The following is a 26828-nucleotide window of genomic DNA, read 5'->3' on the forward strand; positions in this document are numbered from 1 at the left end:
ATGAAGCGGATATTACTGGCAGCGATGGTCACTGTGCTGGCTTTTTCAGCTTTTTCACAGCAGAGGTGGCGGAAAGAGGGGGTGACGTTTCCTGCGCCGATTTGTTATGGATCAGATAAAAACCACGAAAGTTTTATTGATGCTCCCGATGAATTCCTGAAGCGGCTGAAATCTACGGAGCAAAAAAAGTCCTCTATTGTTGTCTCTTATATTGGTTTTGAAGAGGAACCTCAAGCGGCATTTCAGTACGCTGTAGAAATTTGGGAACATCTGATTGCATCGCCTATTCCAATTTACATGACTGCCCGTTGGACTAGTTTGGATGAAGGTGTTCTGGGAAGTTGCGGACCAACTTCTTTTTTTGAGAATTTCGAGGCGGCGCCTTTGAAGGACCGCTACTATCCGGTTGCGTTGGTTGAAAAGCTCCAGGGAGAAGAAATTACAGATGCCTCCTATCCGGACATGATCGCCCAGTTTAACAGCGACAATGAAGATTGGTACTTCGGCGTAGATGGTAACACTCCCATTGGCAAATACGATTTTGTTTCGGTTGTTTTGCATGAGATAGCTCATGGCCTGGGCTTTACAGGATTCTTTTATGAACAGGATGGGCTGGGGACCTATGGCGATATATTGCCGTATCCGGGAATATTTGACGAGTTTGTGATTACAGGATCGGGATCACAGTTGGTTGATACGGCGATATTTTCAAACCCATCAGCTTCACTTCTCCAGCAGTTCCGGTCCAACAACTTGTATTTTCGAAGTGAGTCGGCCAAGTCCGTCAGCAATAATGATGGTTATCCAAGATTATATGCTCCTGCAACTTTTGACGAAGGCTCCAGTATTTATCACTTGCACGAGTCCACTTACGATGTAGGCGATACTAATTCCCTGATGACGCCTTTCTTCGATCGGGCCGAAGCGGTGCATGATCCCGGCCCGATGACGCTGGCCATGTTTGCCGATATGGGCTGGGTGTTCACCAGCATTCTTCATGATCCGGTTGGCGATAGAGAGCTTGCCGAGGCGATTGTGATTGAAGCTGAAATACAAACAGATTCTGAAATTGACAGCACTTCGGTTATGCTGATTTATTCCGATGATGGTTTTGCGAATGCAGATACCCTGCCGCTGGTTTATTCGGCCACCCAGGGCTTGTTTGTGGCTCAGCTGGACGGTCTGACCGAAGGCACTTATGAATATTATTTGCGCGTGGTTGACGTGACCGACCGGACATTCTTCCTGCCTGGAGCAGTTCCCGACGAGTATTTTGAGTTCAAGATTGGAGCGGATCTCGTTGCACCGGTAGTTTCTCATCAGCCGGTGAAAAGCATGCTCGAAAGCGATTTGTCGGCAGAGATTGTGGTTGAAGCATCCGACAATATTGGTGTTTTAGGAGTTGGGATGGAATTCATTCTGAATGATGGACCTGAACTGGCGTTGATCCTTGAAGATCAAGGAGGCGATGTTTATCGGGCAATTTTGGAACTGCAGGATTTGGTGGATGGCGATTCAGTTCGGTACAGGATCATTGCTGTTGACAGCTCTTCGAATGCCAACCAAACCATTTTGCCTGACGATGGTTATTACACCATTGCTATCGATGGTTTGTATGAAGCGGTGAAAACCTATACCAATGATTTTAATTCGGAAACCCGCGATTTTATTCTAGCCGATTTTTCCATCGGTGTAGAAGATTTATTCAGCAATGGGGCTTTGCACAGTCCACACCCGTATCCCAGCCCCGATGAAGATGATGTGACCTATAATTTTGCCACCCTGTTAAAATACCCTATCGTTATTGACGACCGAGCGATGATGTCGTTTCGCGAAGTGGTGCTGGTAGAGCCTGGAGAGCCTGGCAGCCAGTTTGGCGATGATGATTTTTGGGACTACGTTATCGTTGAAGGTTCGAAAACCGGAACAACCGATTGGTTGCCTTTGATAGATGGCTATGATTCCGGAGCCAAGACAAGTTGGAAAACCGTTTACGAGCGGGGTATTCAGGGAAATAATTCAACTGAGGTTGGCCGGGCAAGTTACTACATCAATCGGGAATTGAGCTTGGTTGCGAATGAAAACTTTCAGGCAGGCGACACGATATTTATCCGCTTTCGCTTGTTTTCTGATCCTTATGCTCACGGCTGGGGTTGGGCGATTGATGATCTGAGAATTCAGGATCCGCCAACTGCTTTCGATGATGTGGCATATTCGCCCGGCGAAATCCTTGTTTTTCCGAATCCTGTTCGTGATCAGCTGTTCGTGCAAGGGAGTTTCAAATCGAATGTGGGTCAGCTTATTTTATCTGTTTATAATGGGCATGGTCAGTTACTTAGTAAGGAGGATATTACTCCCGGATCAAATCAACTGCGACACACGTTGGATGTTGAATCGCTCAGGCCAGGTTTGTATTTAATTTCTTTTGGTTTTGAAAACGGACAATTGATCACGCATAAATTTGTGAAACAATAAGTGCATTAATAAAATTAGTCTGAATAAATCAATGCAACTGACTGATAAACATTGTTTTGTTTGTCGTTTGTCCGACCTTTTTTTAATAATTTCAGGATGCTAGGTTTTGATTTTAAAAGAAATACCTATCTTTGCTTTCAAATTCGAAGAAAATGAAGCTTATTTTTAGCAATACATTTTATTACTGGTATTATTATTTCGGTTCACAAAACGGGATTGAGCAGTAATGTATTGTTAAAATTTGAAGAAATAGATTACATGAAAGGTCCCGAAAAATCGGGACCTTTTTTTTATACTTAAAAACGATGAATGTAACAGTTATAGGATTGGGTCTAATTGGAGGATCGATTGCCAAAGACCTCCGGAAAAGCGGCTTTGCCACCGCGATTATCGGAGTGGATTCGAACAGCACTCATGGTGAAAAAGCAAAAAAAATCGGATTGGTCGATCAGGTTTTACCATTGGAAGCTGCGGTAGGAAAAGCTGATTTGGTGGTTATTGCCATACCGGTAGATAAGATTAAATTGCTTTTGCCGCAGGTGCTTGATTTGGTGTCGGACCGCACAACAGTTGCCGATATGGGTTCCACCAAAAAGGAACTTTGTGATGTTGTTGAAAATCATCCGAAGCGAAGAAATTACGTTCCCGCACACCCCATGTCGGGAACGGAGAATTCGGGGCCCGATGCTGCGTTGGAAGGCCTTTTCAGTAATAAGATCGCAATTATTTGCGATCACGAGAAAAGCGGGCCTCAGCATTTGGCGTTGATCGAGAAAATGTTTCAATCCATGGGAATGGACATTGCCTACATGTCGGCTGATGAGCAGGACCACAGCACCGCTTTTATTTCGCACTTGCCCCATGCCGCGGCCTATGCTTTGGCCAACGCGGTGCAAGACAAGGAGGATCGGTCCATTATTTTCGACCTGGCCAGTGGTGGATTTCGGTCGACGGTTCGGTTGGCTAAAAGCGCGCCTTCGATGTGGGGACCGATTTTTCAGCAAAACAAAAGTTACGTGGTGGAATCGCTGGAAGTTTACATCAAGCACCTGATTGATTTTAAGGACAGCATTCAGCGCGACGAAAAAAGAATGTATGAATTGATGAACAAAGCGAATAATATTCGGTCTATACTTGGTGGAGAAAATTCATCGCTCATAAAGAACGAAGAGAAGATTGTTAAATTTTACACAAAATAAGATGGGAATAGAATTAGACATCAGACCAATGAAAGATTGGTTGCCACAGCTGGATAACCCGCTGTTGATTTCGGGTCCATGCAGCCTGGAGTCTGAAGAACAAACATTGGATACCGCTCACCAATTGGCCAAAGACAAGCGGGTTTTTGTTTTTCGTGGTGGCGTTTGGAAACCCCGGACCCGACCCGGAAGTTTTGAAGGAGTGGGGTCGATTGGATTGAAATGGCTGCAGAAAGTGAAAAAAGAAACCGGCTTGCCGGTGGGCACTGAAGTTGCCAATGCGCAACACACCGAAGAAGCGCTGAACGCCGGGCTGGATGTGCTTTGGATTGGTGCGCGCTCTACGGCAAGTCCGTTTGTGGTGCAGGAAATAGCCGATGTGGTGAAAGGAACCGATGCGGTTATTATGGTGAAAAACCCGGTTAACCCCGACGTTCAGCTGTGGATGGGAGCGCTGGAGCGATTGAACCAGGCAGGCATTAAGAACCTGGTAGGAATTCATCGTGGTTTTACTTCCTTTGGCGATTCGAAATACCGGAACTATCCCAACTGGAAAACATTTATTGAATTGCGGCGCTTGTTGCCCAATCTGCCTGTGATCTGTGATCCGAGCCACATTGCCGGCAAACGAGAATTATTGTTTGAAGTGTCGCAAAAAGCCTTCGACTTGGGCATGGATGGGCTGATGATTGAATCGCACCGCGATCCGTCTTGTGCCCTGAGTGATAAAGAACAGCAAGTGACACCGGCTGAGCTGGCGAAGATTTTGGATAAATTGATTATCCGTCAAGCCACATCAACAAATAAGCAGTTTGAAAATCAATTGGAGCTTTTGCGCAATCGAATTGATGCGTTGGATACAGAACTGATGGAAGTACTTTCGTCCCGTATGGAGATTGCCCGTGAAATTGGACGATACAAAAAGGAAAATAACGTCACTGCCTTACAAATTAGTCGGTGGACTGAATTGATGAATAACCGCATCGCTGTGGGCGAAAAGCTTAATCTGAACAGGACCTTTGTGCAAATTTTGTTTCAATTGATTCACGAAGATTCGGTCCGGATGCAGACCGAAATTATGGACGAAGAATAGGCGAAGATAATTTTTGCAAATTGAGAAGGGAATGCCGATGGTAGTCCCTTTTTTAGGTCAATAGCTCCCCGAGTTTTTTTAGAGCTTTTTGCATGCCTTTCTCAATCGACTGGTAATCTTTCACTTCTTTGCAGGTGTAAATAAACATGATTGCCACTTGCTGCCCCTTGGGAATGGAATCGTAGAAGGCCGGTTTGCTCAGTCGGTAAGCCTCGCGCATGCGTCTTTTTAGCAGATTGCGCGTTACGGCCAACTTGAAATTTCGTTTGGAAACCGAAAAGCTTACCTCGGCCGGATGTGGGCTGAATAACGAAGTCTTCAGGTAGACAACTTTCAATGGAAAGATGTAGAATGAAGCGCCCTGTTCGAATAATCTTTCGATCAGCTTGGTGCTGCAGAGCCGTTCTTTTTTGGTAAGCTTGAAGGTGTGCATGATAATGGCGAAAATACAATAAAAAAAGGGGAATAATCTTCCCCTTTTCAATCGAATATGAGTTGAAATAATCTTTTAGCTCGACTTGTTGTGGTTCTTAATGTACTGCTCTAAGGCCATAGTCATTGATGGTGCCTGAGCCGTTGGTGCCTGAATATCCAGCCGAAGTCCGGCATCAATAACTGCTTTGGCTGTGGTTGGTCCAAAAGAAGCAATTTTGGTGCTGTTCTGCTCAAAATCCGGAAAATTCTGAATCAGAGACTTAATGCCCGAAGGACTGAAGAAAACCAGGATGTCATAGTTGACTTCTTTTAAATCAGACAAATCGCTGCTGATGGTTTTGTAAAGAATAGCTTTGGTGTAGTTGAATCCTCCTTTATCAAGCAGTTGAGGAATTTCTTGTTTGTGAATGTGTGATAAGGGAACCAAAAACTTTTCGCTTTTCTGTTTTTTCATCACTTCCATCAGGTCTTCGAAACGACCAGCTCCAAAAAAGATTTTCCTCTTTCTGTAGACAATGTACTTTTGCAGGTAGTAAGCGGTAGCTTCCGAAATGCAGAAGTATTTCATCGTGTCGGGAACGGTAACACGTGTTTCCTGACAAATCCTGAAAAAATGATCAATGGCGGTGCGACTCGTAAAAATCACAGCAGAATGATCAAGAATCTGAATTCTTGTTTGTCTGAATTCTTTCCCGGAAACACCTTCTACCTGAATAAATGGCCTGAAATCGACCTGTACGTTCGTCTTTTCAGCCAAGTCAAAATAAGGTGATTTTGTAGATTCAGGTTTTGGCTGCGAAACTAATATTTTCTTGATTTTCAAGTTGTAAAACTTTTAAATTATTTAATCCCGTTTTTAACCAATACCAAATTGTAGATAAAAATCAACGGTAAAATTTCAAGGGTACAAAGGTACAAAATCAAATAAAATATAGAAAAATGTTTTGTCATTAATATTTTTGCGCCTCGAACTAACAATAATAGATAGAAGGCCACGCAAATTAAAAGCCCTGTATAGAAGACCAGCCGTGGATTCTGCAATGTTGTAAATGCAATGACTAAGGTCACCGGAATTAAAAATAATCCTAAAATCCGATTGTGAAGATTCATATTATACAGGAATTCAGTTGTTTCTGATGTCGCTTCGGCGACGATTCCCGAGAACGAATAGGCCAATCGTTTTAAAGTGTAGTAGCTGACCACGAGTCCCAAGATGATGAGATAGGTCAAAAAATCGGCTTTTTGGAATGAACCACTAAATTCGGCAAAAAACTGAAAGATGAATATGCTGAAGATAAAATAGAAAATCAAATCCAGCCGGAAGGAGGCGTGGGTAATGCTTACCGAGCGATCGCGAAACAGACGACTTGATGTAGCGTAGTTCACGATCGCATGAAAAAGCTGGTTCAGGTATTTACTAAAGAACAAGCGAACCGTAGCCAGCAAAATGAGAACCAGAATGAAAATACCAATGAACCAGTCGGGTTTATCGCGGGAGATTGACTTTTCGGGTAAGCCTATTCCTGGTTGGGAATCTCTCTCCCAGAATGATTCCACTTTGCGAGCATCAATTGGCTTAATATAATCAAGTATTGTAATCGACTCTGGTCTTGCGCGTGCAGTTTGGGTGGCCGCCCGGGGTGCTTTTTGTTCTGCTGGTTTCACGGCGGTTGTGCTGTCATTCTGACTGATGCTATCGAGCTGACGGATAGATTGGGCTTGAACCAGTGCAGGCGACAAGTTGATGATACCGGACGAGTCCGTTTCAACAATGTGATTGAGCTGTTTTAAAAGGGTATCATTTCGTGTCGCTTGCTGTAACATGCCAATCTCTTGTAAATTCCATACAAAAATAAGGATTTCCAAGGTTAATTATACTGGCTTGTTACCTTTGTTCCAAAAAATAGTTATCAACCATTCCATGTTATCAGACAACCGATTTTATTTGGCTCCGTTACAGGGATTCACCGACTTTGTTTACCGAAGGTGTCATCATCAGTTTTTTGGGATTATTGATGCGTTTTACATTCCGTACATCGCGATCGGTCCCGGGCAAAAAATCAGGAATAGTCAACTTCGTGATTTGCTGCCTGAAAACAACGCGGGCGTGCCGGTGGTTCCGCAGGTTTTGTGTTCCAATGCTGATGAGCTCAGACACCTTGCCGGAGAGGTTAGGCGAATGGGCTATTCAAACATCAACCTGAACCTGGGCTGCCCTTATCCAATGGCAACTAAACGCGGCCGTGGAACAGGTTTGCTGGAAAATCCGGAGCAACTGAAAAGTGTGTTGGATGTTTTGTTTTCTGAGTTTGATTTTCAGATTTCGGTTAAGTTTCGATCAGGGCTGATTGACGAGGAACCCATTTGGGAAAGACTGCCATTACTGCAAGATTATCCGTTCGAACAACTGATCTTTCATCCGCGCACCGCGAAGCAGTTGTATAAAGGATCAGCCAACAGGCGGTTGTTTGGCCAACTTTGTTCTGCCACAGGAAAATCAATGGTTTACAACGGCGACATTCAGTCGGCCCGCGATTTGGAGGAAATCAGAAGTCTGGTCCCCACGCAGAGTGAGTGGATGATTGGTCGGGGTTTATTGAGTGATCCCTTGCTGATTCACCGATTAAGAGGTCAGATCTTTGACGAACAGGTGGAGCTGGATTTGATGCGGGAGTTTCATCAAATCATTTTGGATGCCTACCGAAGTGCATTTCGGGATGAAGGGCAGGTGCTGATGAAGATGAAACAATTTTGGAGCTATTTTGCCAATCGCTTTCCAAATGCCTTAAAAGTGTACAAGCCTATCAAAAAGGCATCGAAACTTGGCAAATTTCTTGAGATTTATCCGGCTGCTTTTCAACATTTGTGATTGAATCACTTTTTCAAAGCGAGAGAGATAATAATTAGTTAACATTTCCCTTCTTGCTGTTTCTTCCCATTTTTGTTCTGCGTTTCTTATTGAAAATAAGATGCTTGAGTCTTTTTTTGAAGGAAACTCTAAGTTTCTTTCCGTCGTAGAAGCGAAGTGTTGGCGGGCTTTGATAATTTATACATCTAAATGTATAGATATTTATATATAAACCATTATTTTTGTCCCCTACAGAAAACAAAAAAAGACTGAAAAGTATGAAACGAAGATTACACCTTTATGTTTTATTTCTGAGCCTTGGGTTGCCATTGATCACCACGGGGCAAACAAAGTCGCTTAGTTTGGATGAAGCGCTGGAGCTGGCAAAAAATAACAACTTGTCAGCCAGGAGCGCCGAAGCCCGCGAAAAAGCAGCGCAAGGAGCTTACCGAATGACTAACTCCGTGTTTTTGCCTGGCTTGGCTGTAAGTCACACCGGTGTGAAAACGAATGATCCGCTGTCGACTTTCGGCTTTAAACTAAAACAGGAAACCGTTACCGAGGCTGATTTTAATCCGGCCACGCTGAATGATCCGGATGCAATTGAGAATTACAATACAAAGATTGAATTGCAGCAGCCCATTCTGAATATCGATGGACTTTACGCCCGCAAAGCTGCCCGGAACCAGTACGAAGCCATGGCACTTCAAAGCGACCGGGCGCACCAACAGGTCCGTTACGAAGTGAAGCGGGCTTACTTTCAGGTGGAACTGGCTCAATCGGCAGTTAAAGTCATACAACAATCGGTTGAAGTCGCCGGAGAGGCGTTGAAACTAACCAAGGACAATGAAGCACAAGGATTCGTAAAACACGCGGATGTGCTGGAAGCCTCGGTTCGTTTTGAAGAGCGCCGCGATCAGCTGAAGGAGGCCGAAAACCAGAAACAATCGGCGACCGAATACCTGGCTCACTTGCTTGGCATCGATCTGGGGACTAATATTCTGCTTACCGATTCGATGACTCGCGATCCTAGCTTGTTTACCTGGAATGTTGGCTCAGCGGAGCTGGAACAACGCTCTGACCTCAAAGCCATGCAAAAACAAATAGCAGCCGGAGAGCATATGCTTCATTCCGAGAAAATGAAATTTATTCCCCGACTGAATGCTTTTGGAGCTTACGAATGGAACGACCGGGAGATTCTGGGCATGTCGGCCAGCAACTACCTGGTTGGTGCCAGCCTCACCTGGGATTTGTTCAGTGGATACAAAAATATGGGAAGTATTCAGCAGGCCGGTGCCCAGCTCGAAGAAGCCGAATACCAGTATCAGGACTATCTGTCTCAGAGCCAAATGCAGCTCAACAATGCCAAGCGAAAGCTGGAATTAAGCTTTCAGCAAATTCAGTCGGGCAAGCTGGCCAAAGAACAGGCCGAAGAGTCGTTGCGAATTCGGACCAACCGCTTTGAGCAAGGGTTGGAGAAAACAACAGACCTGTTGATGGCCGAAGCACTGGCATCGAAGAAAAACCTGGAGTACATCCAATCAATTTACAAGTATAAACAAGCAGTTTTCGAAATGGAATTACTGCTGGAAAAAGATATGAACGAATAAAAGCCATGACCAGAATGAAAACAAATAAAATGAAAAAAGCGCCGTTGTTAGTAGCCCTTGCACTGGGAATTTTAATTTCCGCTTGCGGTAATAAGGACCAGAAAGAAGCGGTTTCTGAAGCAAAAGTTCCGGCTCAGCTTGCCGTGGCCGAGTTAAAAAACTACCCCGCTGTTCACAGCTTCTCAGGCAAACTGGAAGCTGAAAGAATAGCCAATTTGAGCACCCGTATGATGGGACAAGTGAACCGAATCTACGTGAAACCCGGGCAAAAAGTGAATCGGGGAGATTTGTTGCTTGAAATCCGCAACCAGGATATTTTGGCTAAAAAGGCACAGGTTGAAGCCAACAAAGTGGAAGCGACGACGGCTTTTGAAAGTGCTGAAAAAGATTTGAAACGATTCGAAGCATTACACGCCGCCAACAGTGCCTCGGATAAAGAAATGGATGACATCCGGGCGCATTACCAAATGACGAAGGCCCGTCTGGAGGCAGTCAGTCAAATGGAGAAGGAAGTGGCGGAGTCGCTTCGTTATGCCTCCATTCACGCACCCTACAGTGGTGTTATTACAGGGAAATATGTGCAGGAAGGCGACATGGCCAATCCGGGCATGCCCTTGCTAAGCATCGAAAGCCCTTCGCAGTGGAAAGTTATCGCCCGCATTCCGGAAGCCGATATTGCCCGCTTGCAACTCAACGATCCGGTCAAGGTGCAATTCAGTGCGCTGGGCGACTTGCAAATGGATGGTGTGATTGCTGAAATTAACCCATCGTCGGCCAACACCGGAAACCAGTTCGAGGCGAAGGTGATCATTGACAAGACGACTGATCAAACAGCTAATTTGTACAGCGGCATGTACGCGACCGTATTTTATGAGAAAGGCACACGCCCGCTCATTTTGGTTCCGAAAACAGCCTTGATCGCCAAAGGACAGCTGGTGGGTTTGTATGCTCTTGGACAAAGCGGACAAGCATTGCTTCGCTGGGTAAAGACCGGGGAAACAGTTGGCGATTCGATCGAAATTATTTCCGGTCTCGCCGATGGCGAAACGTATATTCAATCTTCAAACGGAAAATTGTTTGATGGCACTTTAGTGGTAAACAAATAAGAAAGAAACATGAAGACAGGATTTGCAGGCGGTATCGCCAAACAATTTATAAATTCGAAACTGACCCCGCTGCTGATGATTGCCTTTTTGGCGATCGGAATCTACAGCTCCTACTTGACTCCCCGCGAGGAAGAACCACAAATCGACGTTCCTATTGCCGATATTTTCTTTCGTTATCCGGGAGCCAGCCCCAAAGAGATTGAGTCGCGCGTGATACAACCCCTTGAAAAAGTTGTGTCCAACATTCCCGGAGTGGAATATGTCTATTCTACTTCCATGCCGGGACAGGCCATGTTGATTGTCCAGTTTTATGTGGGCGAAGATATTGAGCGTTCGTTGGTGAAAATGTACAACGAGATCATGAAACACATGGATCAAATGCCGAAGGGAACTAGCTTGCCGCTGGTGAAAACCCGGTCGATTGATGATGTTCCGGTGCTCGGGCTCACCTTTTGGAGTGAAAATTACGACGATTACGAGCTGAAGCGGATTGCACAGGAAGTCAATAACGAAATTGAACAGGTGACCGATGTCTCCGAAACGAAAGTCATTGGGGGGCGTTCGCGTCAGGTTCGGGTAGTGTTGAACAATGAGCAGATGGCTGGCTTCCATGTTGATGCCCTTAGTATTGCGCAAAAAATTCAATTGGCTAACGAGCAGTTCAATGTTGGCTCATTCAATAATAACGACACGGAATACCTGGTTGAAGCCGGAGCATTTTTGAAGAACTCCGACGATGTCGCCAACTTGGTGGTTGGGATTCACAACGGCAGCCCGGTTTACTTAAAGCAGGTGGCCGAAGTGCTCGATGGTCCGCAGGAACCGATTCAGTATGTGAACTTTGGTTTTGGCGATATTCATGAGCAAAAAAATGAATACCGGGGTGAATATCCGGCCGTTACCATTTCAATTGCCAAGCGTCGCGGCGCTGATGCCATGAAAGTTGCGGACGCCATTTTGGAAAAGATTGAGATTTTGGAAAGCAGTTTGATTCCGGCTGATGTGCATGTGGACGTGACGAGGAACTACGGGGAGACCGCCTCGCACAAAGTAGCCGAACTGTTGATGCACCTGCTGGGCGCCATCGTCGCCGTTACCTTTGTCGTGATGTTGGCCATGGGCTGGCGTGGAGGGTTAGTCGTTTTCCTTTCGGTACCGATCACCTTTGCTTTGACCATGTTCAGCTATTACTTTTTAGATTACACGCTGAACAGAATTACCCTTTTTGCATTGGTCTTTGTGACCGGGATTGTGGTGGACGACTCCATCATTATTGCTGAAAACATGCACCGGCACTTTAAAATGAAGAAGTTGCCGTTCATCCAGGCAGCCATCCGCTCCATTGACGAGGTGGGCAACCCGACTATTCTGGCTACTTTCACCGTAATTGCGGCGGTACTGCCCATGGTTTTTGTATCTGGTTTGATGGGGCCTTACATGAGCCCAATGCCTATTGGTGCTTCCATTGCTATGATTTTCTCCTTGCTCGTTGCCCTGACGATTACACCATATCTGGCTTATCGTTTGCTTCGGTTTAACGTGAAAGAAGACAAGAATGAGAAGGCGTTCCGTTTGGAAGATTCGATCATATATAAACTGTATGCCAAAACGATGAAACCCATGTTGGAGTCGCCGTGGAAACGTTGGACTTTCATTATTGGGGTTACGGTGCTTTTGCTGGCTTCAACAACCTTGGTTTATTTTAAGGCGGTGGCTGTAAAGATGCTCCCGTTTGACAACAAAAATGAATTTCAGGTGATTGTTGATATGCCGGAAGGAACAACCCTTGAGCGGACGGCTGTCGTTGCCAAAGAGCTGGCGGCTTACATCGCGCAGCAGGAAAATGTGGTAGACTACCAAACGTATGTTGGCACGGCTTCGCCCATGAATTTTAACGGATTGGTTCGCCATTATGACCTGCGCAGCGGATCGAATGTGGCTGATATCCAGGTGAACCTGACCGACAAAGGCGACCGCGAGCTGCAAAGCCATGACATTGCCAAACTGATGCGTCCCGAGCTGCAACGATTGGGTGCGAAATACCACGCCAATGTAAAAGTAGTTGAAGTTCCGCCAGGCCCGCCGGTCATGTCGACCCTGGTTGCTGAAGTTTATGGGCCTGACTACGAAGGGCAGATGGAAGTGGCTGGTCAAGTTAAGGAATTGTTTGCCCAAACAGCCGATGTTGTCGACATTGACTGGCACATGGAGGATGATCAGCATGAATATAAATTCAATGTCATGAAAGAAAAAGCAGCCTTGCTTGGGTTGTCAACCCAGCAAGTGGTGCATAGTTTACAAATGGCCTTGGGTGGACACGAGGTAACCCAGCTTTACCAGGAAAAAGAGCATGAGCAAGTTGGGATTGTCCTTCGGTTTAAGGAAATGGAGCGCTCCGGGGTCAATGACCTGAAGAAAGTGAATATCCTGAGCCAAACCGGACAGGTGGTCGCATTGGGCGATGTGGTGGAAGTTGAAGAAGGTCTCCAGGACAAAAGCATCTACCGGAAAAATCAAAAACGGGTGGTTTATGTCACTGCCGATATTGCCGGAAAATTGGAAAGCCCGGTTTATGGGATATTGAATATGTCGGAAAACCTGGATCAAATTCAGTTGCCCGAAGGATACACATTAACGGAAGAGTTTACTCAGCAACCGTTCACGCAGGATGACTACAGTTTGAAGTGGGATGGCGAGTGGCAAATAACCTACGAAGTGTTCCGCGATTTGGGAACCGCTTTTGCCGTAGTTCTGCTTGTCATTTACCTATTGATTATTGGTTGGTTCCAGAACTTCAAAGTTCCGTTTGTCATGATGATTTCCATTCCGCTGTCATTGGTCGGAATCCTGATCGGCCACTGGCTGATGGGGGCCTTTTTTACCGCCACTTCCATGATTGGAATGATTGCCCTGGCCGGGATTATGGTCCGAAACGCCATTCTGCTGATTGACTTTATCAACCTTCGGTTAGCAGATGGTGTCCCTTTGAAAGAAGCAGTCATTGAAGCCGGTGCTGTGCGGACTACGCCAATTCTGTTGACGGCGGGAACGGTAGTAATTGGTGCGGTGGTTATTTTGTTTGACCCGATTTTCCAGGGGCTGGCGATCTCACTGATGGGTGGATCAATCGCATCAACCTTTTTGACCCTGGTCATTGTTCCGCTGATCTATTACATGACTGAGAAAAAGAAATACCCAACGGAAGAGCCAGTGGCAAGCACACCTGAGACTCTGGGTAGTGAGGATGAACAGAAAGAACCTTTAAATTAAAAAACCATGATGAAATTTGTAATAATCCAATGCGTAAAGGCTTACCATCCTGAGTTGGAGAAGATTTTTAAGGCGATTAAAATCAATGCTTACAGCGAGATGGACGTGGAAGGTTTTATGGAGCAAGCGGACGGAACCACTGATTTTTCGAATTGGTTTGCTGCCAGCAAGAATCCTTATAACTATATGGTGTCCTTCATGTTTTTGGCCGACGATAAGGCTGATAAGCTGCTGGAACGAATTGATGAATTCAACCATACCGTTGAAGGAATGAGTCCGATTAATGCCTATATCGTTGGAGTTGAAAAGTTTGTGTAATCAAAATTGAAAAGTATGAGAGAACGAGTTGTACGCGCTGTTGCAGGATTTTTGGTCTCCCTCAGCGTACTTTTGGCCGTGCTGGTTAATCTGAACTGGCTGATCCTGGCTGCCTTTGTGGGCTTTAACCTGTTTCAGTCATCATTCACCAAATTTTGTCCTTTGGAAATGATCTTGAAGAAGGCAGGCGTGAAAGAATAGACCAATGAGGTTGTCCAAAAAGTTGCCGAAAGATTTTCCGCAACTCCTTAAATAGTCAAAGAGAAGTTGTAGAGAATCAGCTTCTCTTTAGGGGTGAGGTGAAACTGATTTTCATTACACGGCTTACTTGGTGGCTACTTTTTTGGACAACGTCTCTTTTTATTACTGCAGCGCCATCCAAACGTGAGTCTTTATCCATTAAAAAAAACAGGTCTTGCGGAACAGCGGATGCAAAGCATCGTTATCTTTGCTGAAAGTAAATTGGCAAAGATGATTCAGCTTTTACGGCTTATTTTGATTGTTTCGGCAGCTTACCTGTTGGTGTTTGTTGCTGTGAAAAAGCAGCAGGCCGACTGTGCAGCAACAGTCGTTGAGGAGCTCGCTTTTGCTGATGATCCGGGAGACATTCAGAAACCCGGGCTGCCACCCATTTACCTCTTGGGAAAGGAAAGCGTCAGCTTTGAGAGTGTGACGAAAGAAGAGCGTTTGCATTTTCAGCTTTTACATGTTACGCAACTTGTCCCGTGTGATTTTAGTTTTAGAAAACCCATTCGTTTAACCTTCTGTTTAATCGATCATGAGGCGCCTGTTCCGGTGTTTATCCGCGGACACGCCTTGCTTTGTTAGCCTTCATTTAAATACGAACACCCTCTCGGCCTGCATCGGTTAACAAACCTCGGGCTTTAAGAATTTCCGGCTTCGAGCTGGATCAAAAATGAAGTTGAAAAATTAAATGGAAAAATTATGGAAACGATCGATAAGACACCTCAAAAGAACAACAAAGATTTTATTTGGCTGGGCATAGGAATGGTTGGCTTTATAGCTGCATTGGTTCTGCTAAAAGTCTTGATGAGATATTATGGATTGATCGGATAATCAACCAACAAGAGGCTGGATCGTTTGAGTTCAGCCTCTTTTTTTCTTCGGGATTAATTTTTTTTTGTGAACAAATAGACCGATCGGTCTGTTTTAAGACTTTGTTATGAGAAAAGGAGAAATAACCAGGCAATTTATTATTGAGAAAGCGGCACCGATTATCAATCGGAAAGGGATGGCGGGAACTTCTCTCAGCGATATTATGGAAGCCACTAAGCTGGCCAAAGGGTGCCTGTATGGTAATTTCGACAACAAAGAGGAAATATGCCTGGAGTCTTTCAATTTTCTGGCTCAGCGCTACGCTTCGGAGTTAAAAGTTCATCTAAGCAGCTATCCGGCTGGAAAGGCTCGTTTGCTGGCCTACCTTGATTTTTCCCTGACAGGCAAGTTTCGGGACGAAAACGGTGGCTGTCCGGTAATTAATTTTGGTTCCGAAGCTGACGATACCAATCCCGTTATTCGGGAGCGGGTTAGACAAACCATACGAGGAGTACAGGAAATGCTGAAACAGATGATTACCGATGCAATTGGGCTGGGTGAATTTAAGCCTACGGTGGATGCCGGACTTTTGGCACTGAAAGTTTACACCATGCTGGAAGGTGCAGTGTTAATAAGCCGCATCGAAAATAGCAACTCCCAGTTAGAGCAAATTACGAAACTCATTCAAAATGAAATAGAGGAAATTAGTGAATAAAATTTTTTACATAAAAACAGACCGATCGGTCTAAAAAAATGGAAGCAATGAAAAACAAATTATTGGAAGAATTCAACCTTGGAGATCACAGGTTGAAAAACCGTTTGGTGATGGCGCCGCTCACCCGCATGCGAGCTGATGCTGATCTGGCGCCGACAGTGTTGAATGTTGAGTATTACCGCCAGCGAGCGTCTGCGGGTCTAATTGTGACCGAGGCATCTCAAATTTCGCCGCAGGCACAAGGCTATCCGTCCACGCCGGGCATTTATTCCGAGCCGCAGGTGGCCGGATGGAAAAAGGTCACGGAGGCTGTTCACGAGGAAGGTGGGCGTATTTTTATGCAGTTGTGGCACGTGGGCCGAATTTCCCATTCTTCCTTTCATCCCAACGAAGGTTTGCCGGTTGCACCCTCGGCCGTTCCGTTGAGTGGAAAAACCTTGACGGCCACTTGGGAGCAAGTTCCATATGAAACGCCCCGCGCCTTGGAGACCGAAGAGATCAGGTCGATTATCGGCGATTACCGGAAAGCGGCTGAAAATGCAAAGAAAGCCGGTTTCGATGGCGTAGAACTTCACTCGGCCAATGGCTACTTGCTGAACCAATTTTTGCACGGATCAACCAACCATCGGACCGACGAATATGGGGGCTCGGTTGAAAACCGCGCGCGACTGGTTCTGGAGGTTTTGGATCAGCTCATCGAAGTTTGGGGTGCGGGAAAAGTTGGCATTCGCTTGTCTCCGTTTACCTTTGCCGGTGATGTTTATGATCCGGAAGCTTACCCGGTGTACGAATACCTGCTTCAGCAAACGGAATCTTTGAAGCTGGCTTACATTCACTATGTGCGGGCTCGTGCGACTGAAATTAACGACCAATCGGTTTTTGAAAAAGAAAAGCAGCTCTGGAAAAGCTATGACGGGACGCTGATTGCAGCTGATGGTTTTGACACAGAAACCGCGATTGAGTATGTTGAAAACGGCTGGGCTGATGCCGTCGCATTTGGACGCAATTTTATTTCCAATCCGGATTTGCCCAAGCGCGTTGCCATTGGTGCCGTTCTGAATCCTTACGACCGGAACACTTTTTATGGTGGCGCTGAAAAAGGTTATACCGATTATCCATTTCTGAAACAAGAAGCAGTGTAAGGATACTGTTCAGCCATGTCAATACCAAAACGAGACAGCCTCAAAAAGCCGTCTCGTTTTGCTTTTAGTGCGCTTCCATCCAGTTCGAAGCAGCATTCATTTCTACGGTCAGCGGTAGGCCAATATTAACGGCTTGTTCCATTTGTTCCTTCACAATGGCTTTCACCTGATCCAGCTCGGCTTTGGGCACATCAAAGTTCAATTCATCATGCACCTGCAAAGTCATTTTAGCCTTCAGGTTTCGCTTTTTCAGCTCATTCCAGATGTTGATCATGGCGAGCTTGATGATGTCGGCAGCGGAACCCTGAATGGGTGCGTTGATGGCGTTTCGTTCGGCCACCCCACGCACCACGGCATTGGCCGAATTGATATCTTTCAGGTAGCGGCGTCGTCCGCGAATGGTTTCCACATAGCCTTTGTCGCGGGCCACTTGGATGCTTTCATCCATAAATTCCTTGACGCGGGCAAAGTTTTCAAAGTAACCATCAATGAGTTCTTTGGCTTCGGTGCGCGAAATATTCAAGCGGTCGGAAAGGCCAAAAGCCGAGATGCCATAAATGATCCCAAAGTTGGCTGTTTTGGCCTTGCGGCGCATGTCGGAAGTCACTTCGTCCAGCGGAACTTTAAAGATTTTTGAAGCCGTCGTGGCGTGAACATCCTGCTTGTTTCGGAAAGCCTCCAGCAAGTTTTCGTCTTTGCTCAAAGCGGCCATGATGCGCAATTCAATTTGCGAGTAGTCAGCCGAAAGGAATAGGTGATTATCGTCCGTTGCGGTGAAAGCCCGCCGGATTTCGCGGCCGTTCTCGTCGCGGATCGGAATGTTTTGCAGGTTAGGATTGGTCGAACTCAACCGTCCTGTTGCTGCAATAGCCTGGTTGTAAGAGGTATGCAGCTTGCCGGTTTTGGCATTCACCAAAAGTGGCAGGGCTTCCACGTAGGTGGAAAGCAGCTTCTTCAGTCCCCGGAATTCCAGAATTTTGGGAACGATCGGATGTTTGTCCATCAACTTGCTCAACACTTCTTCGGAAGTGGAATACTGCTTGGTTTTTGTTTTTTTTGCCTTATTAACGATGTTTAGCTTTTCGAACAAGATGGGTCCCAGCTGTTTGGGTGACGATACATTGAATTCTTCGCCAGCCAGCTCAATAATTTCCTTTTCCAGATCGATAATCTGTAGACGGAGTTTTTCAGCAAAAACATCCAGCTCTTTCGTGTTCAGGCTTACGCCAGCCATTTCCATATCGGCCAAAACCGGGATCAGTGGCATTTCAATTTCTTCGAAAACGGAGCGAACGCCGGTTTTATCCAATTCCGGATCCAGAGCGAGTTTCAACTGTAGCGTGAGGTCGGCATCTTCGCAGGCGTAATCTTTTAGCTTGTCCACCGGTGCCTGGCGCATGCTTTGTTGGTTTTTGCCTTTCTTGCCAATCAGGCTTTCGGTTTCCACCTTTTGATAGCCGAGGTAGGTTTCGCACAGGTAGTCCAGGTTGTGACGCAATTCGGGTTGAATAAGGTAATGTGCAATCATGGTATCATACACCGGGCCTTTCACTTCCACATCATAGTGCTTTAACATCAGGATGTCGTATTTGATGTTTTGGCCGATTTTTCGGATGTTTTCATCTTCAAAAATCAGCCGAAACTCCTGCACGATCTTTAATGCTTCTTCCCGCTTTTTGGGGAGGGGCACACAGTAGGCCTCGCCTTTTTTAAATGCAAACGACAGGCACACTAATTCTGCCGAGTGGGTGTCAAGCCCGGTGGTTTCAGTGTCGAAGCAAAACTCGTCCTGAACCGACAACTCAGCCCGGAGGCTGGCCCGTTGCATGGCATTTTCAACCAGGTAATAGGTGTGCGGGGTATTTTCAATGTTAGCTAGGTCTTTCCGAAGAACCGGTTCTGTTCCTTCGCTGCCACCAAACAAGCTGCCCTGTTCAAAGCGCGCTTCGGCCTGTTGTTTTGGAGGGTCCAGTTTTTGGGCCAAGGTTCGGAACTCCAGTTCGTTGTATATTTTTCGCAGGGCTTCAATGTTGGGAGCGTCTTTGGTCAGCGACTTTTCATCAAATTCAACCGGAACATCCAAAATAATGGTGGCCAGCTTGCGCGACAAGCGAACCTGCTCTTCGTGGTTCACCAGGTTTTCCTTCTGCTTGCCTTTTAGGTCGTCAATGTTTTCATAGATACCATCAATCGAGTGGTAGGTCGAAATCAGTTTCATCGCTGTTTTGGGTCCAATACCGGGGCACCCGGGAATATTGTCCGACGAGTCGCCCATCAAGCCCAAGATATCAATCACCTGCTCCGGTGTTTCGCTTTCGAATTTCTCTTTTACCTGGTCCACGCCCCAAATTTCCACGTCGTTTCCGGCCCGCCCGGGTTTATACATGAAGATGTTTTCCGAAACCAGTTGGGCGTAATCCTTGTCAGGCGTCATCATAAAAACCTGGTAGCCCTCTTGCTCTCCTTTTTTTGCCAGCGTTCCAATCACGTCATCCGCTTCAAAACCTTCCTTCTCCAGAATTGGAATGTTGTAGGCTTCAATGATTTTACGCACCCAGGGAATGGCTTTTCGGATATCTTCCGGCATTTCGTCGCGGGTGCCTTTGTAGGCTTCAAACAACTCGTGACGAAAGGTGGGGGCATGCACATCGAAGACAACCGCGATGTGGGTAGGGTTTTCTGCATTCAACAATTGCTCCAGCGAGTTGACAAAACCCAGCATGGCCGAAGTGTTGAGCCCGTTGGAGTTGTAGCGCGGGTTTTTTATGAAGGCAAAGTAAGAGCGGTAAATCAATGCGTAGGCATCGAGCAAAAAAAGACGGTTATTGGTGTTTTGTTCAGGCATGCTTTTCAAGTTTTAGTTATTATCCGAAGCAAACCACTCAGCGTAAGAGTTGCTGGTTTCATAAAGCCGAACACTAAATAATTCAAGATGTTCAGGCAGAAGCTTCTTTAGTTTATCAGCGATAAAAATAACCATATTTTCCGTAGTTGGCTGAAAATTTACCAGGTGTTGCCGTTCGTACAATTCGCCTAACTCAAGCAGCGTGTTGTGAGCCGAGAGGTTGTTGATGACCAGTGAATGGTCAAATGGTTCCACAATCTCCTTTTTAACCAGCTTTTTTAAGATACTGAAATCGATGACCATCCCGTCTTTGGGATCGCCTTCCTTAAAAAGCGGTTCGCCCAGGATGGTAATAAGTAACTTGTAGGAATGTCCGTGAATATTTCTGCACAGCCCGTCGTAATTGGTCAGGGCATGCGACATTTCGAAACCAAATTGCTTGGTTACTCTGATCTTTGTCATCGTCTGATTTTAATGATGCAAAGCTAAGAACTTCCGGTTAATAAATAAAAAAAGCCGGCGAACAGCCAGCTTTTATATTGTCGTTAAACGTGGTTTTATTCTCCGCAAGTGCAACGCTCCAGGCAGTCAACCACCTGACTTAATACATCGTGTTTTAAATAGTAGAAGGTATTTTTGCCTTCTCGACGTGAGCACAACACCCCTTTATCCTTTAGAATTCCCAAGTGGTGTGACGTCGTGGATTGTTCAATTCCCAGAAGCTCATGAATTTGGGTGACAGTCAGTTTTTTGCCACCTTCAAGATGCTTGAGGATGGCAATACGCATGGGGTGTGCAATCGCTTTAAGCATATTGGCTGCCATATCGAGTCTGTCCGGGTCAAGTTCCTGTATCTGCATCATGATTTTTTACAATTACAAATGCAAATATATAAATATTTGATATCATCTTAAACAAAAGTGACGCTTGTTTCTATTTTTAGAACGATTATAAATACCTCAGGGTGATGGCTCCCGAACAATCTCGGGGATTATTTGTGTAAGACTTTGATTGATCATACAAAAACTTAATTTATTTGCTATTTTTGAAGCGTTCAAAAAACGGACAGATGACCTCTTTGGATATCATTAAAGCACCCATAAAAGATGAATTAGAAGCATTTGAAGATTACTTCAAGGCAACCATCCAAAGTGACATCCCTTTGTTGTCGCTGATTATCAATTATATTTTACGGAAGAAAGGGAAGCAAATGCGTCCGATGTTTGTCTTTCTGGCAGCGAAGATGAATGGCGGGTTCAACGAGTCAACCTACATGGCGGCTTCGTCGATTGAACTGCTGCACACGGCTACGCTGGTGCACGACGATGTGGTGGATGAGTCGTATGAACGGCGCGGAAGTTTTTCGATCAACGCGCTGTGGAAAAACAAGCTGGCCGTGTTGGTGGGCGACTACATTCTGGCCAAAGGCCTGCTGCTCAACATCGACAACAAAAAGTACAACTTCCTGCATCTCATCAGCCGGTCGGTGAAAGATATGAGCGAAGGCGAGATTCTGCAAATGCGTAAAAGCCGAAAGCTCGACATTGACTACGAAACCTATTTTGAAATTATTGAAAAGAAAACGGCTTCGCTGATTGCGACCAGCATGGCCATTGGGGCGGCTTCGGTGACTGAAGATGAAGCGGTGGTGGAGCAGATGTTCCAAATTGGGATTGATGTGGGCATCGCTTTTCAGATTAAGGACGACATTTTTGATTACCAGGCCAAAGGGTTACTGGGAAAACCCACCGGAAACGATATCAAGGAGAAAAAAATAACCCTGCCGCTGCTTTATGTGCTGAGCAATTCGGAAGAAAAGGAGAAACGCCGGATTTTGCACGAAGTCAAGCGCAAAAATAAAAACACGGCCAAAGTTCAAGAGCTGGTGAACTTGGTGGTGGAACGGGGCGGATTGGAATATGCCACCGAGCAAATGAACTTTTATCGCGACCGGGCCGTTTCATCCATCAACGCATTTCCGGAGTCTGATTCGCGGAATGCACTGATTGAATTGGTCAACTATGTGACTACGAGAAAGAAGTAGGTTCATTCTGGCCTGCGTGGGCAATCATTTTTGTTTCCTGTCAACGGATAAACGACTTGCAAAATGATAGAACATCAACATACACACGAAAAGAAAACCTTATGGGTGGTGCTGCTAACGGCAGTAACCATGGTGGTTGAAATTATTTTCGGACTGATCACAAAATCGATGGCTTTGCTGGCCGATGGGATCCACATGGGCTCACATGTGTTGGCGATTGGCTTAAGCTGGGTGGCCTATCTCGTGGTTCGGAAAGTTTCGAAAAGCGAAAAGTTCAGTGGCGATTCGGGAAAGATTCTTTCACTTTCGGGCTATAGCAGCGGATTGCTGTTGTTGATTTTTGCCTTTGTCATTGTGGTTGAAGCGGTCAAGCGTTTCTACCAGCCGGTCGATATCGTTTACAAGGAAGCCATTCTGGTGGCTATTATCGGCTTGGTGGTGAACATTGCCAGCGCCTTTCTTTTGCATCACGACCATGAACATTCGGACCACAACATCCGGGCAGCTTACCTGCATGTGATTGCCGACGCGCTGACCAGCGTTTCAGCTATTCTGGGACTTACTGCCGCCATGATCTGGGATATTCCGTTTATCGATACCTTGGCCGCCATTGTCAGCTCGCTGGTGATTATTAAATGGTCGGTTGGCCTGCTGAAAGAGTCCGGCGCCGCATTGCTGGATATCAAGGCTGGTAAATGATCAGTCGCAGTGTTCCTTTTATCCGGTCTTCAACCTTCCGGCAACCCGCTGGCAGATCTTGAAACAAGTTCAGGATGGACGCTCTGTCTTCAGGGGTTTGGGGCAACGCCCCATTATTCAACAGTCAATCCATGCCGTTCAGAACCAATGCTATATGGATAAATCCCTTGGTTTTATGCCAATTCCGGGGTGGTTGTTTAGTACAATTTTGCCGTCAATAAGCTTAAGGCCCTCAAAGGGGTCGTTGGTGATTAGCAGATTTCCGTCCAGGTCGGCCCAATCGGCCCTGGGCGAAAGTTGCGCTGCAGCAGCTATGCCGCACGACGTTTCGGTCATGCAGCCCATCATCACTTTCAGGTCTAAGGCCTCGGCCAGGGTCATTATCTTGTGGGCTTCACGCATACCGGTGCATTTCATCAGTTTGATGTTGATACCGGAGTACACGCCATGCACTTTTTTTACATCTTCGAGGCGTTGCAGGGCTTCGTCGGCTACGGTGGGCAGCGGGCTGTGTTGCGTAAGCCAGGCCATGTCGTCGATAGCCGTTTTGGGCATGGGCTGTTCAACAAGCACCACCCCGTGTTCTTTGAGCCAAAAAATCAAATCGAGCGCCTGCTGTCTGTCGCTCCACCCTTGGTTGACATCCACACAAATCGGCAGGTCCGTCATGGAGCGGATGGTTTCGATCATTTCGCGGTCATTGTCGCGACCCAGCTTCACTTTCAAAATTTTGTAGGGTGCCGCATCCCTTAGTTTTTGGCGGACCACCGCTTCGGTGTCCAGCCCAATGGTGAAGGAAGTGGGGGGCATGAGCGTCCGATCGTATCCCCAGATCTGGTACCACGCTTGCCCCATCATCTTCCCCAGCAAATCGTGCAACGCAATATCGACCGATGCTTTGGCTGCGCAATTGCCAGGTGCCACACCGTCAACATAATCCAGTATGTTTTCAAGTTGAGCAGGATCGTTAAACTGATCCAGTTTTAGCAGCGAAAGGAATTGTGCCGCTGTCTCGTGGCTTTCGCCCAGGTACGGAGGCATGGAAGCTTCGCCATAGCCCGTCAGCCCATTGTATTCCATTTCGGTGAGCATCACCGGGGTTGTGGTCCGGGAACTTCGGGCTAGGGTAAAGGTGTTTTTCAGCTGTAAGTGGTAGGGTTTAAACCGAAGTGCCAGTCGTTGACGATTCATTTTGTGTCTTTGCTATATTGGGTTACAGGCCTTTTTGCATCTGCGGCCTTTAATTCAAAACGAATGGAATTTTTTCTTGTTTCAGATCACCCCCGATTTTTCGGGTTTGGAAAGTATCTTGTGTCGGTTGTGCATTTACCTCAGATATTACCGGGCTGTTTGAACTTCCAAAAATCTGTATCTTTACAGCATGAGTATACTAATCGCGGATAGCGGATCGACAAAAACAGACTGGCTCTTTATGGGCGATTCAGGAGAATCGAGATCGTTTAAAACGAGCGGGATCAACCCGTTTTTTCGGAACAGTGAGGATATTTATAACGAGTTGGAAACGGAACTGGCTCCAAGGCTCGGTGGTCAGCCTGGCGAAATCTTCTTTTATGGTGCTGGTATTATCAACCAGGAACGGGGAGAAGTAGTGCGTGCGGCGCTTCTCCGCTTGTTCTCCGATGCCCGTGTTGAGACTTGCAGCGATGTGCTTGGCGCGTCGCGCGCCCTTTTTGGATCCGGGGCCGGCATCGCCTGTATTTTGGGAACAGGCTCCAATGCGTGCTTGTATGACGGGCAGCAGGTTCTGGCCGGGATTCCGCCGCTTGGGTTTATTTTAGGAGATGAATGTAGCGGGGCGGTGCTGGGCAAAAAGCTGCTGGGCGATTACTTCAAGAATATGATGCCAGCCGACGTGCAAACCTTGTTTGGTGAAGAATATTTTCCGACTGAAGCTGAGGTGCTCCGCCGTGTTTATCGCGAAGAACGGCCCAATAAATACCTGGCGGGATTTACTCCTTTTTTGTCGAAGTATATTGAAAAAACCTATTGCCAAGATATGGTAACCAACAGTGCCAGGGAGTTTTTTGAGCGTAACATCAACCAGTTGCCCGAAGCCCAAAAATTTGCGCTTGGCTTTGTGGGCTCGGTAGCCTGGAATTTCCAACCGATTATTCGAAGCCTTGCCAAAGCATACGAATTTAAGGAACCTTTAATCTTGAAAGGGCCGATTGAACGACTGAGCAAGTTTCATACAACAACGCAACAATAAATAGGGAAAAATGACTTCGGAAAGCATCACAGAATCGGAATCGCTATACCATGATCTGGAGAAAATGTCGGTGAGACAGCTCCTCGAAAGCATTCATGAAGAAGATCGAAAAGTATTGCCGGCTGTGCAACGAACCATTCCTCAGATCGAAAAGCTTGTGGAGCAAGTGGTGGAGCGGATGCAGCAGGGTGGCCGCCTGTTTTATGTCGGTGCCGGCACCAGCGGTCGACTTGGCATTCTGGACGCGTCGGAAATTCCACCGACTTATGGGGTGGGGCACGGTCTGGTGATTGGCATGATTGCCGGCGGAGACCAGGCGATCCGAAAGGCCGTAGAAGCAGCCGAAGACAATGAGGAGCTGGGCTGGCAGGATTTGCAGACCTATCAAATACAAAAGCTGGATACGGTGGTTGGAATAGCCGCCTCGGGGCGAACTCCCTATGTGATTGGCGCCGTGAGGAAAGCCCGCGAGCATGGGATGCTCACTGCTTGTGTGACCAACAATCCCGGTAGTGAACTGGCCAGGCAGGTCGATCTTCCCATTGAAGCCATCGTGGGGCCCGAGTTTGTATCGGGCAGTACCCGCATGAAATCAGGCACCTCGCAAAAGCTGATTCTGAATATGATCACCACTTCGCTGATGATTAAGCTGGGTAAAGTGAAAGGCAATAAAATGGTAAACATGCAGCTCACCAATCAAAAACTGATTGTTCGTGGTACGCGGATGATCATGGATGAGCTGGGCTACGACGAATCGACAGCCCGACGCCTGCTGCTCACCCATGGTTCGGTTAATAAGGTATTGGAGGCGGAGAAAGGGAAATAGTAGGAACATCAGCCTGATATAAGCAGGATGATCGTATTTCAAAAGCTTCGGAAGTTTTCAGTCAGGAAGAAAACATTGGAAAGCCATCAGAAATACTTCACTTCTTCGTCCAGCAAATCGCTTAGTAAATTATTGGCCAGACGGCTGGCCCCTATGCGGAATAGCGATGGATTGAGCCAGTCTTCACCCAACACTTCTTTTACAATTGTCAGGTAAAGGATCGCCTCTTCGGTAGTTGAAATGCCACCGGCCGGCTTAAAGCCGACCTTCTTACCTGTTTTCCGGTGGAAATCGCGAATAGCCAGACACATTTCCAGGGCGGCTTCAGGTGTTGCCGCCGGATTTATTTTACCGGTTGAAGTCTTAATAAAATCGGCGCCCGATTCCATCGCCAGAAATGAAGCATGACGAATTTTTTCAGGCTCAGCCAGTGCACCGGTTTCCAGTATTACTTTGAGATGGGCTTCGCCAATTGCTTGCTTGATGGTCGTCACTTCTTCGCGACAAATCATATCATTGTGGTCCAGAAAAGCCCATAAAGGCAGGACAATATCAATTTCGTCGGCGCCATAATCAACCGCCATGCGCGCTTCCTTCACCTTTACCTCAATAAAACTCATGGAGCATGGAAATCCTCCGGCTACGGCAGCAATATTCACCTGGTCATCAAGTAGATTTTCCTTCACCGTGCGCACCATATTGGGGTGCACGCAAATAGCCGCCACATTGGGCAGGTTGGGGTAGTCGTTCTCAAAATCGTTGACCCGCTCTGTGAATGCTTTCACATGACTGATGGTATCTGTTGAGTTCAGAGTGGTCAGGTCGATACAGGAGAAAGCCAGTTCTTGCCAGTCGGAATTGTTGTTGCCTGTGGCGATCGCTTTGATGGCGGCTAAGTTGTGCTGCATGGTTTCCAT

At 46.4% G+C, this 26828-nt stretch carries 25 protein-coding genes; 17 read left to right on the forward strand and 8 right to left on the reverse strand.

The window, feature by feature from the left end:
* From AAC033_RS03200 to AAC033_RS03210, 3 genes are all read left to right on the forward strand, one after another.
* Entirely contained in the window at window positions 1-2475 is a 2475-nt protein-coding gene (locus tag AAC033_RS03200; RefSeq protein WP_339735318.1) for a T9SS type A sorting domain-containing protein, read from the forward strand.
* Between the two features lie 305 nt (window positions 2476-2780).
* Window positions 2781-3674 carry a prephenate dehydrogenase gene (locus AAC033_RS03205; RefSeq protein ID WP_339735320.1) on the forward strand — a complete coding sequence of 298 codons (894 nt, stop codon included), beginning with the start codon at window positions 2781-2783 and terminating at the stop codon, window positions 3672-3674.
* A 1-nt stretch (window position 3675) separates the two neighbouring features.
* Window positions 3676-4767: a chorismate mutase gene (locus tag AAC033_RS03210; protein WP_339735322.1), complete on the forward strand. Its 1092-nt coding sequence runs from the start codon at window positions 3676-3678 to the stop codon at window positions 4765-4767.
* 52 nt (window positions 4768-4819) lie between these two features.
* Here the strand turns inward: AAC033_RS03210 and AAC033_RS03215 are convergent, their stop codons facing one another.
* The 3 genes from AAC033_RS03215 to AAC033_RS03225 all read right to left on the reverse strand — a co-directional run bounded on the left by AAC033_RS03215 (window position 4820) and on the right by AAC033_RS03225 (window position 7026).
* On the reverse strand, window positions 4820-5200 hold the full coding sequence (locus AAC033_RS03215; RefSeq protein ID WP_339735324.1) for a ribonuclease P protein component: 381 nt from the start codon (window positions 5198-5200) through the stop codon (window positions 4820-4822).
* A 75-nt stretch (window positions 5201-5275) separates the two neighbouring features.
* Window positions 5276-6025, reverse strand: coding sequence for a uroporphyrinogen-III synthase (locus AAC033_RS03220; protein WP_339735326.1), 750 nt, complete (start codon window positions 6023-6025; stop codon window positions 5276-5278).
* Window positions 6026-6042: 17 nt separating this feature from the next.
* A complete protein-coding gene (locus AAC033_RS03225) occupies window positions 6043-7026 on the reverse strand; it encodes a DUF4271 domain-containing protein (protein WP_339735328.1) in 984 nt (327 codons plus the stop codon).
* Window positions 7027-7123: 97 nt separating this feature from the next.
* On the opposite strand from AAC033_RS03225, the gene AAC033_RS03230 reads away from it, so the two are divergent.
* From AAC033_RS03230 to AAC033_RS03275, 10 genes are all read left to right on the forward strand, one after another.
* Entirely contained in the window at window positions 7124-8071 is a 948-nt protein-coding gene (locus AAC033_RS03230) for a tRNA-dihydrouridine synthase family protein (RefSeq protein WP_339735330.1), read from the forward strand.
* Between the two features lie 257 nt (window positions 8072-8328).
* Window positions 8329-9660 (forward strand): TolC family protein, encoded by a 1332-nt coding sequence (locus AAC033_RS03235; protein WP_339735332.1) that lies wholly within the window; start codon window positions 8329-8331, stop codon window positions 9658-9660.
* Between the two features lie 14 nt (window positions 9661-9674).
* The gene (locus AAC033_RS03240; protein WP_339735334.1) at window positions 9675-10766 is read left to right on the forward strand and encodes an efflux RND transporter periplasmic adaptor subunit; all 1092 of its coding nucleotides are present in this window, start codon (window positions 9675-9677) and stop codon (window positions 10764-10766) included.
* Between the two features lie 9 nt (window positions 10767-10775).
* A complete protein-coding gene (locus tag AAC033_RS03245) occupies window positions 10776-14036 on the forward strand; it encodes an efflux RND transporter permease subunit (RefSeq protein WP_339735336.1) in 3261 nt (1086 codons plus the stop codon).
* Window positions 14037-14042: 6 nt separating this feature from the next.
* On the forward strand, window positions 14043-14354 hold the full coding sequence (locus AAC033_RS03250; RefSeq protein WP_339735338.1) for a hypothetical protein: 312 nt from the start codon (window positions 14043-14045) through the stop codon (window positions 14352-14354).
* A gap of 15 nt (window positions 14355-14369) precedes the next feature.
* The gene (locus tag AAC033_RS03255; RefSeq protein ID WP_339735340.1) at window positions 14370-14555 is read left to right on the forward strand and encodes a DUF2892 domain-containing protein; all 186 of its coding nucleotides are present in this window, start codon (window positions 14370-14372) and stop codon (window positions 14553-14555) included.
* A gap of 270 nt (window positions 14556-14825) precedes the next feature.
* The gene (locus AAC033_RS03260) at window positions 14826-15182 is read left to right on the forward strand and encodes a hypothetical protein (RefSeq protein ID WP_339735342.1); all 357 of its coding nucleotides are present in this window, start codon (window positions 14826-14828) and stop codon (window positions 15180-15182) included.
* Window positions 15183-15299: 117 nt separating this feature from the next.
* Window positions 15300-15431: a hypothetical protein gene (locus AAC033_RS03265; protein ID WP_339735344.1), complete on the forward strand. Its 132-nt coding sequence runs from the start codon at window positions 15300-15302 to the stop codon at window positions 15429-15431.
* A 106-nt stretch (window positions 15432-15537) separates the two neighbouring features.
* A complete protein-coding gene (locus tag AAC033_RS03270; protein WP_339735346.1) occupies window positions 15538-16125 on the forward strand; it encodes a TetR family transcriptional regulator C-terminal domain-containing protein in 588 nt (195 codons plus the stop codon).
* Between the two features lie 47 nt (window positions 16126-16172).
* Entirely contained in the window at window positions 16173-17267 is a 1095-nt protein-coding gene (locus tag AAC033_RS03275) for an alkene reductase (RefSeq protein WP_339735348.1), read from the forward strand.
* 64 nt (window positions 17268-17331) lie between these two features.
* On the opposite strand, the gene polA is transcribed toward AAC033_RS03275, so the two are convergent.
* The 3 genes from polA to AAC033_RS03290 form a co-directional block, all read right to left on the reverse strand.
* Window positions 17332-20112 carry a DNA polymerase I gene (gene polA / locus AAC033_RS03280; protein ID WP_339735349.1) on the reverse strand — a complete coding sequence of 927 codons (2781 nt, stop codon included), beginning with the start codon at window positions 20110-20112 and terminating at the stop codon, window positions 17332-17334.
* Between the two features lie 12 nt (window positions 20113-20124).
* Window positions 20125-20574, reverse strand: coding sequence for a 6-carboxytetrahydropterin synthase (locus AAC033_RS03285; RefSeq protein ID WP_339735351.1), 450 nt, complete (start codon window positions 20572-20574; stop codon window positions 20125-20127).
* Between the two features lie 95 nt (window positions 20575-20669).
* Complete coding sequence (locus AAC033_RS03290) at window positions 20670-20975, reverse strand: metalloregulator ArsR/SmtB family transcription factor (protein WP_339735354.1); 306 nt, start codon at window positions 20973-20975, stop codon at window positions 20670-20672.
* A 206-nt stretch (window positions 20976-21181) separates the two neighbouring features.
* Between AAC033_RS03290 and AAC033_RS03295 the strand changes: the two genes are divergently transcribed.
* Both AAC033_RS03295 and AAC033_RS03300 read left to right on the forward strand, forming a co-directional pair.
* On the forward strand, window positions 21182-22156 hold the full coding sequence (locus tag AAC033_RS03295; RefSeq protein ID WP_339735356.1) for a polyprenyl synthetase family protein: 975 nt from the start codon (window positions 21182-21184) through the stop codon (window positions 22154-22156).
* Window positions 22157-22219: 63 nt separating this feature from the next.
* On the forward strand, window positions 22220-22855 hold the full coding sequence (locus AAC033_RS03300; RefSeq protein WP_339735359.1) for a cation diffusion facilitator family transporter: 636 nt from the start codon (window positions 22220-22222) through the stop codon (window positions 22853-22855).
* Between the two features lie 150 nt (window positions 22856-23005).
* Here AAC033_RS03300 and AAC033_RS03305 read toward each other — a convergent pair whose 3' ends face one another.
* Complete coding sequence (locus tag AAC033_RS03305; RefSeq protein ID WP_339735361.1) at window positions 23006-24046, reverse strand: dipeptide epimerase; 1041 nt, start codon at window positions 24044-24046, stop codon at window positions 23006-23008.
* 190 nt (window positions 24047-24236) lie between these two features.
* Here AAC033_RS03305 and AAC033_RS03310 point away from each other — a divergent pair, with 190 nt between their 5' ends.
* Both AAC033_RS03310 and murQ read left to right on the forward strand, forming a co-directional pair.
* Complete coding sequence (locus tag AAC033_RS03310; RefSeq protein WP_339735363.1) at window positions 24237-25085, forward strand: ATPase; 849 nt, start codon at window positions 24237-24239, stop codon at window positions 25083-25085.
* A gap of 10 nt (window positions 25086-25095) precedes the next feature.
* Window positions 25096-25911, forward strand: coding sequence for an N-acetylmuramic acid 6-phosphate etherase (gene murQ / locus AAC033_RS03315; protein WP_339735364.1), 816 nt, complete (start codon window positions 25096-25098; stop codon window positions 25909-25911).
* A gap of 86 nt (window positions 25912-25997) precedes the next feature.
* Here murQ and deoC read toward each other — a convergent pair whose 3' ends face one another.
* Window positions 25998-26828 (reverse strand): deoxyribose-phosphate aldolase, encoded by an 831-nt coding sequence (gene deoC, locus AAC033_RS03320; RefSeq protein ID WP_339735366.1) that lies wholly within the window; start codon window positions 26826-26828, stop codon window positions 25998-26000.

This window comes from uncultured Sunxiuqinia sp. (assembly GCF_963974515.1).
Lineage (GTDB): Bacteria > Bacteroidota > Bacteroidia > Bacteroidales > Prolixibacteraceae > Sunxiuqinia.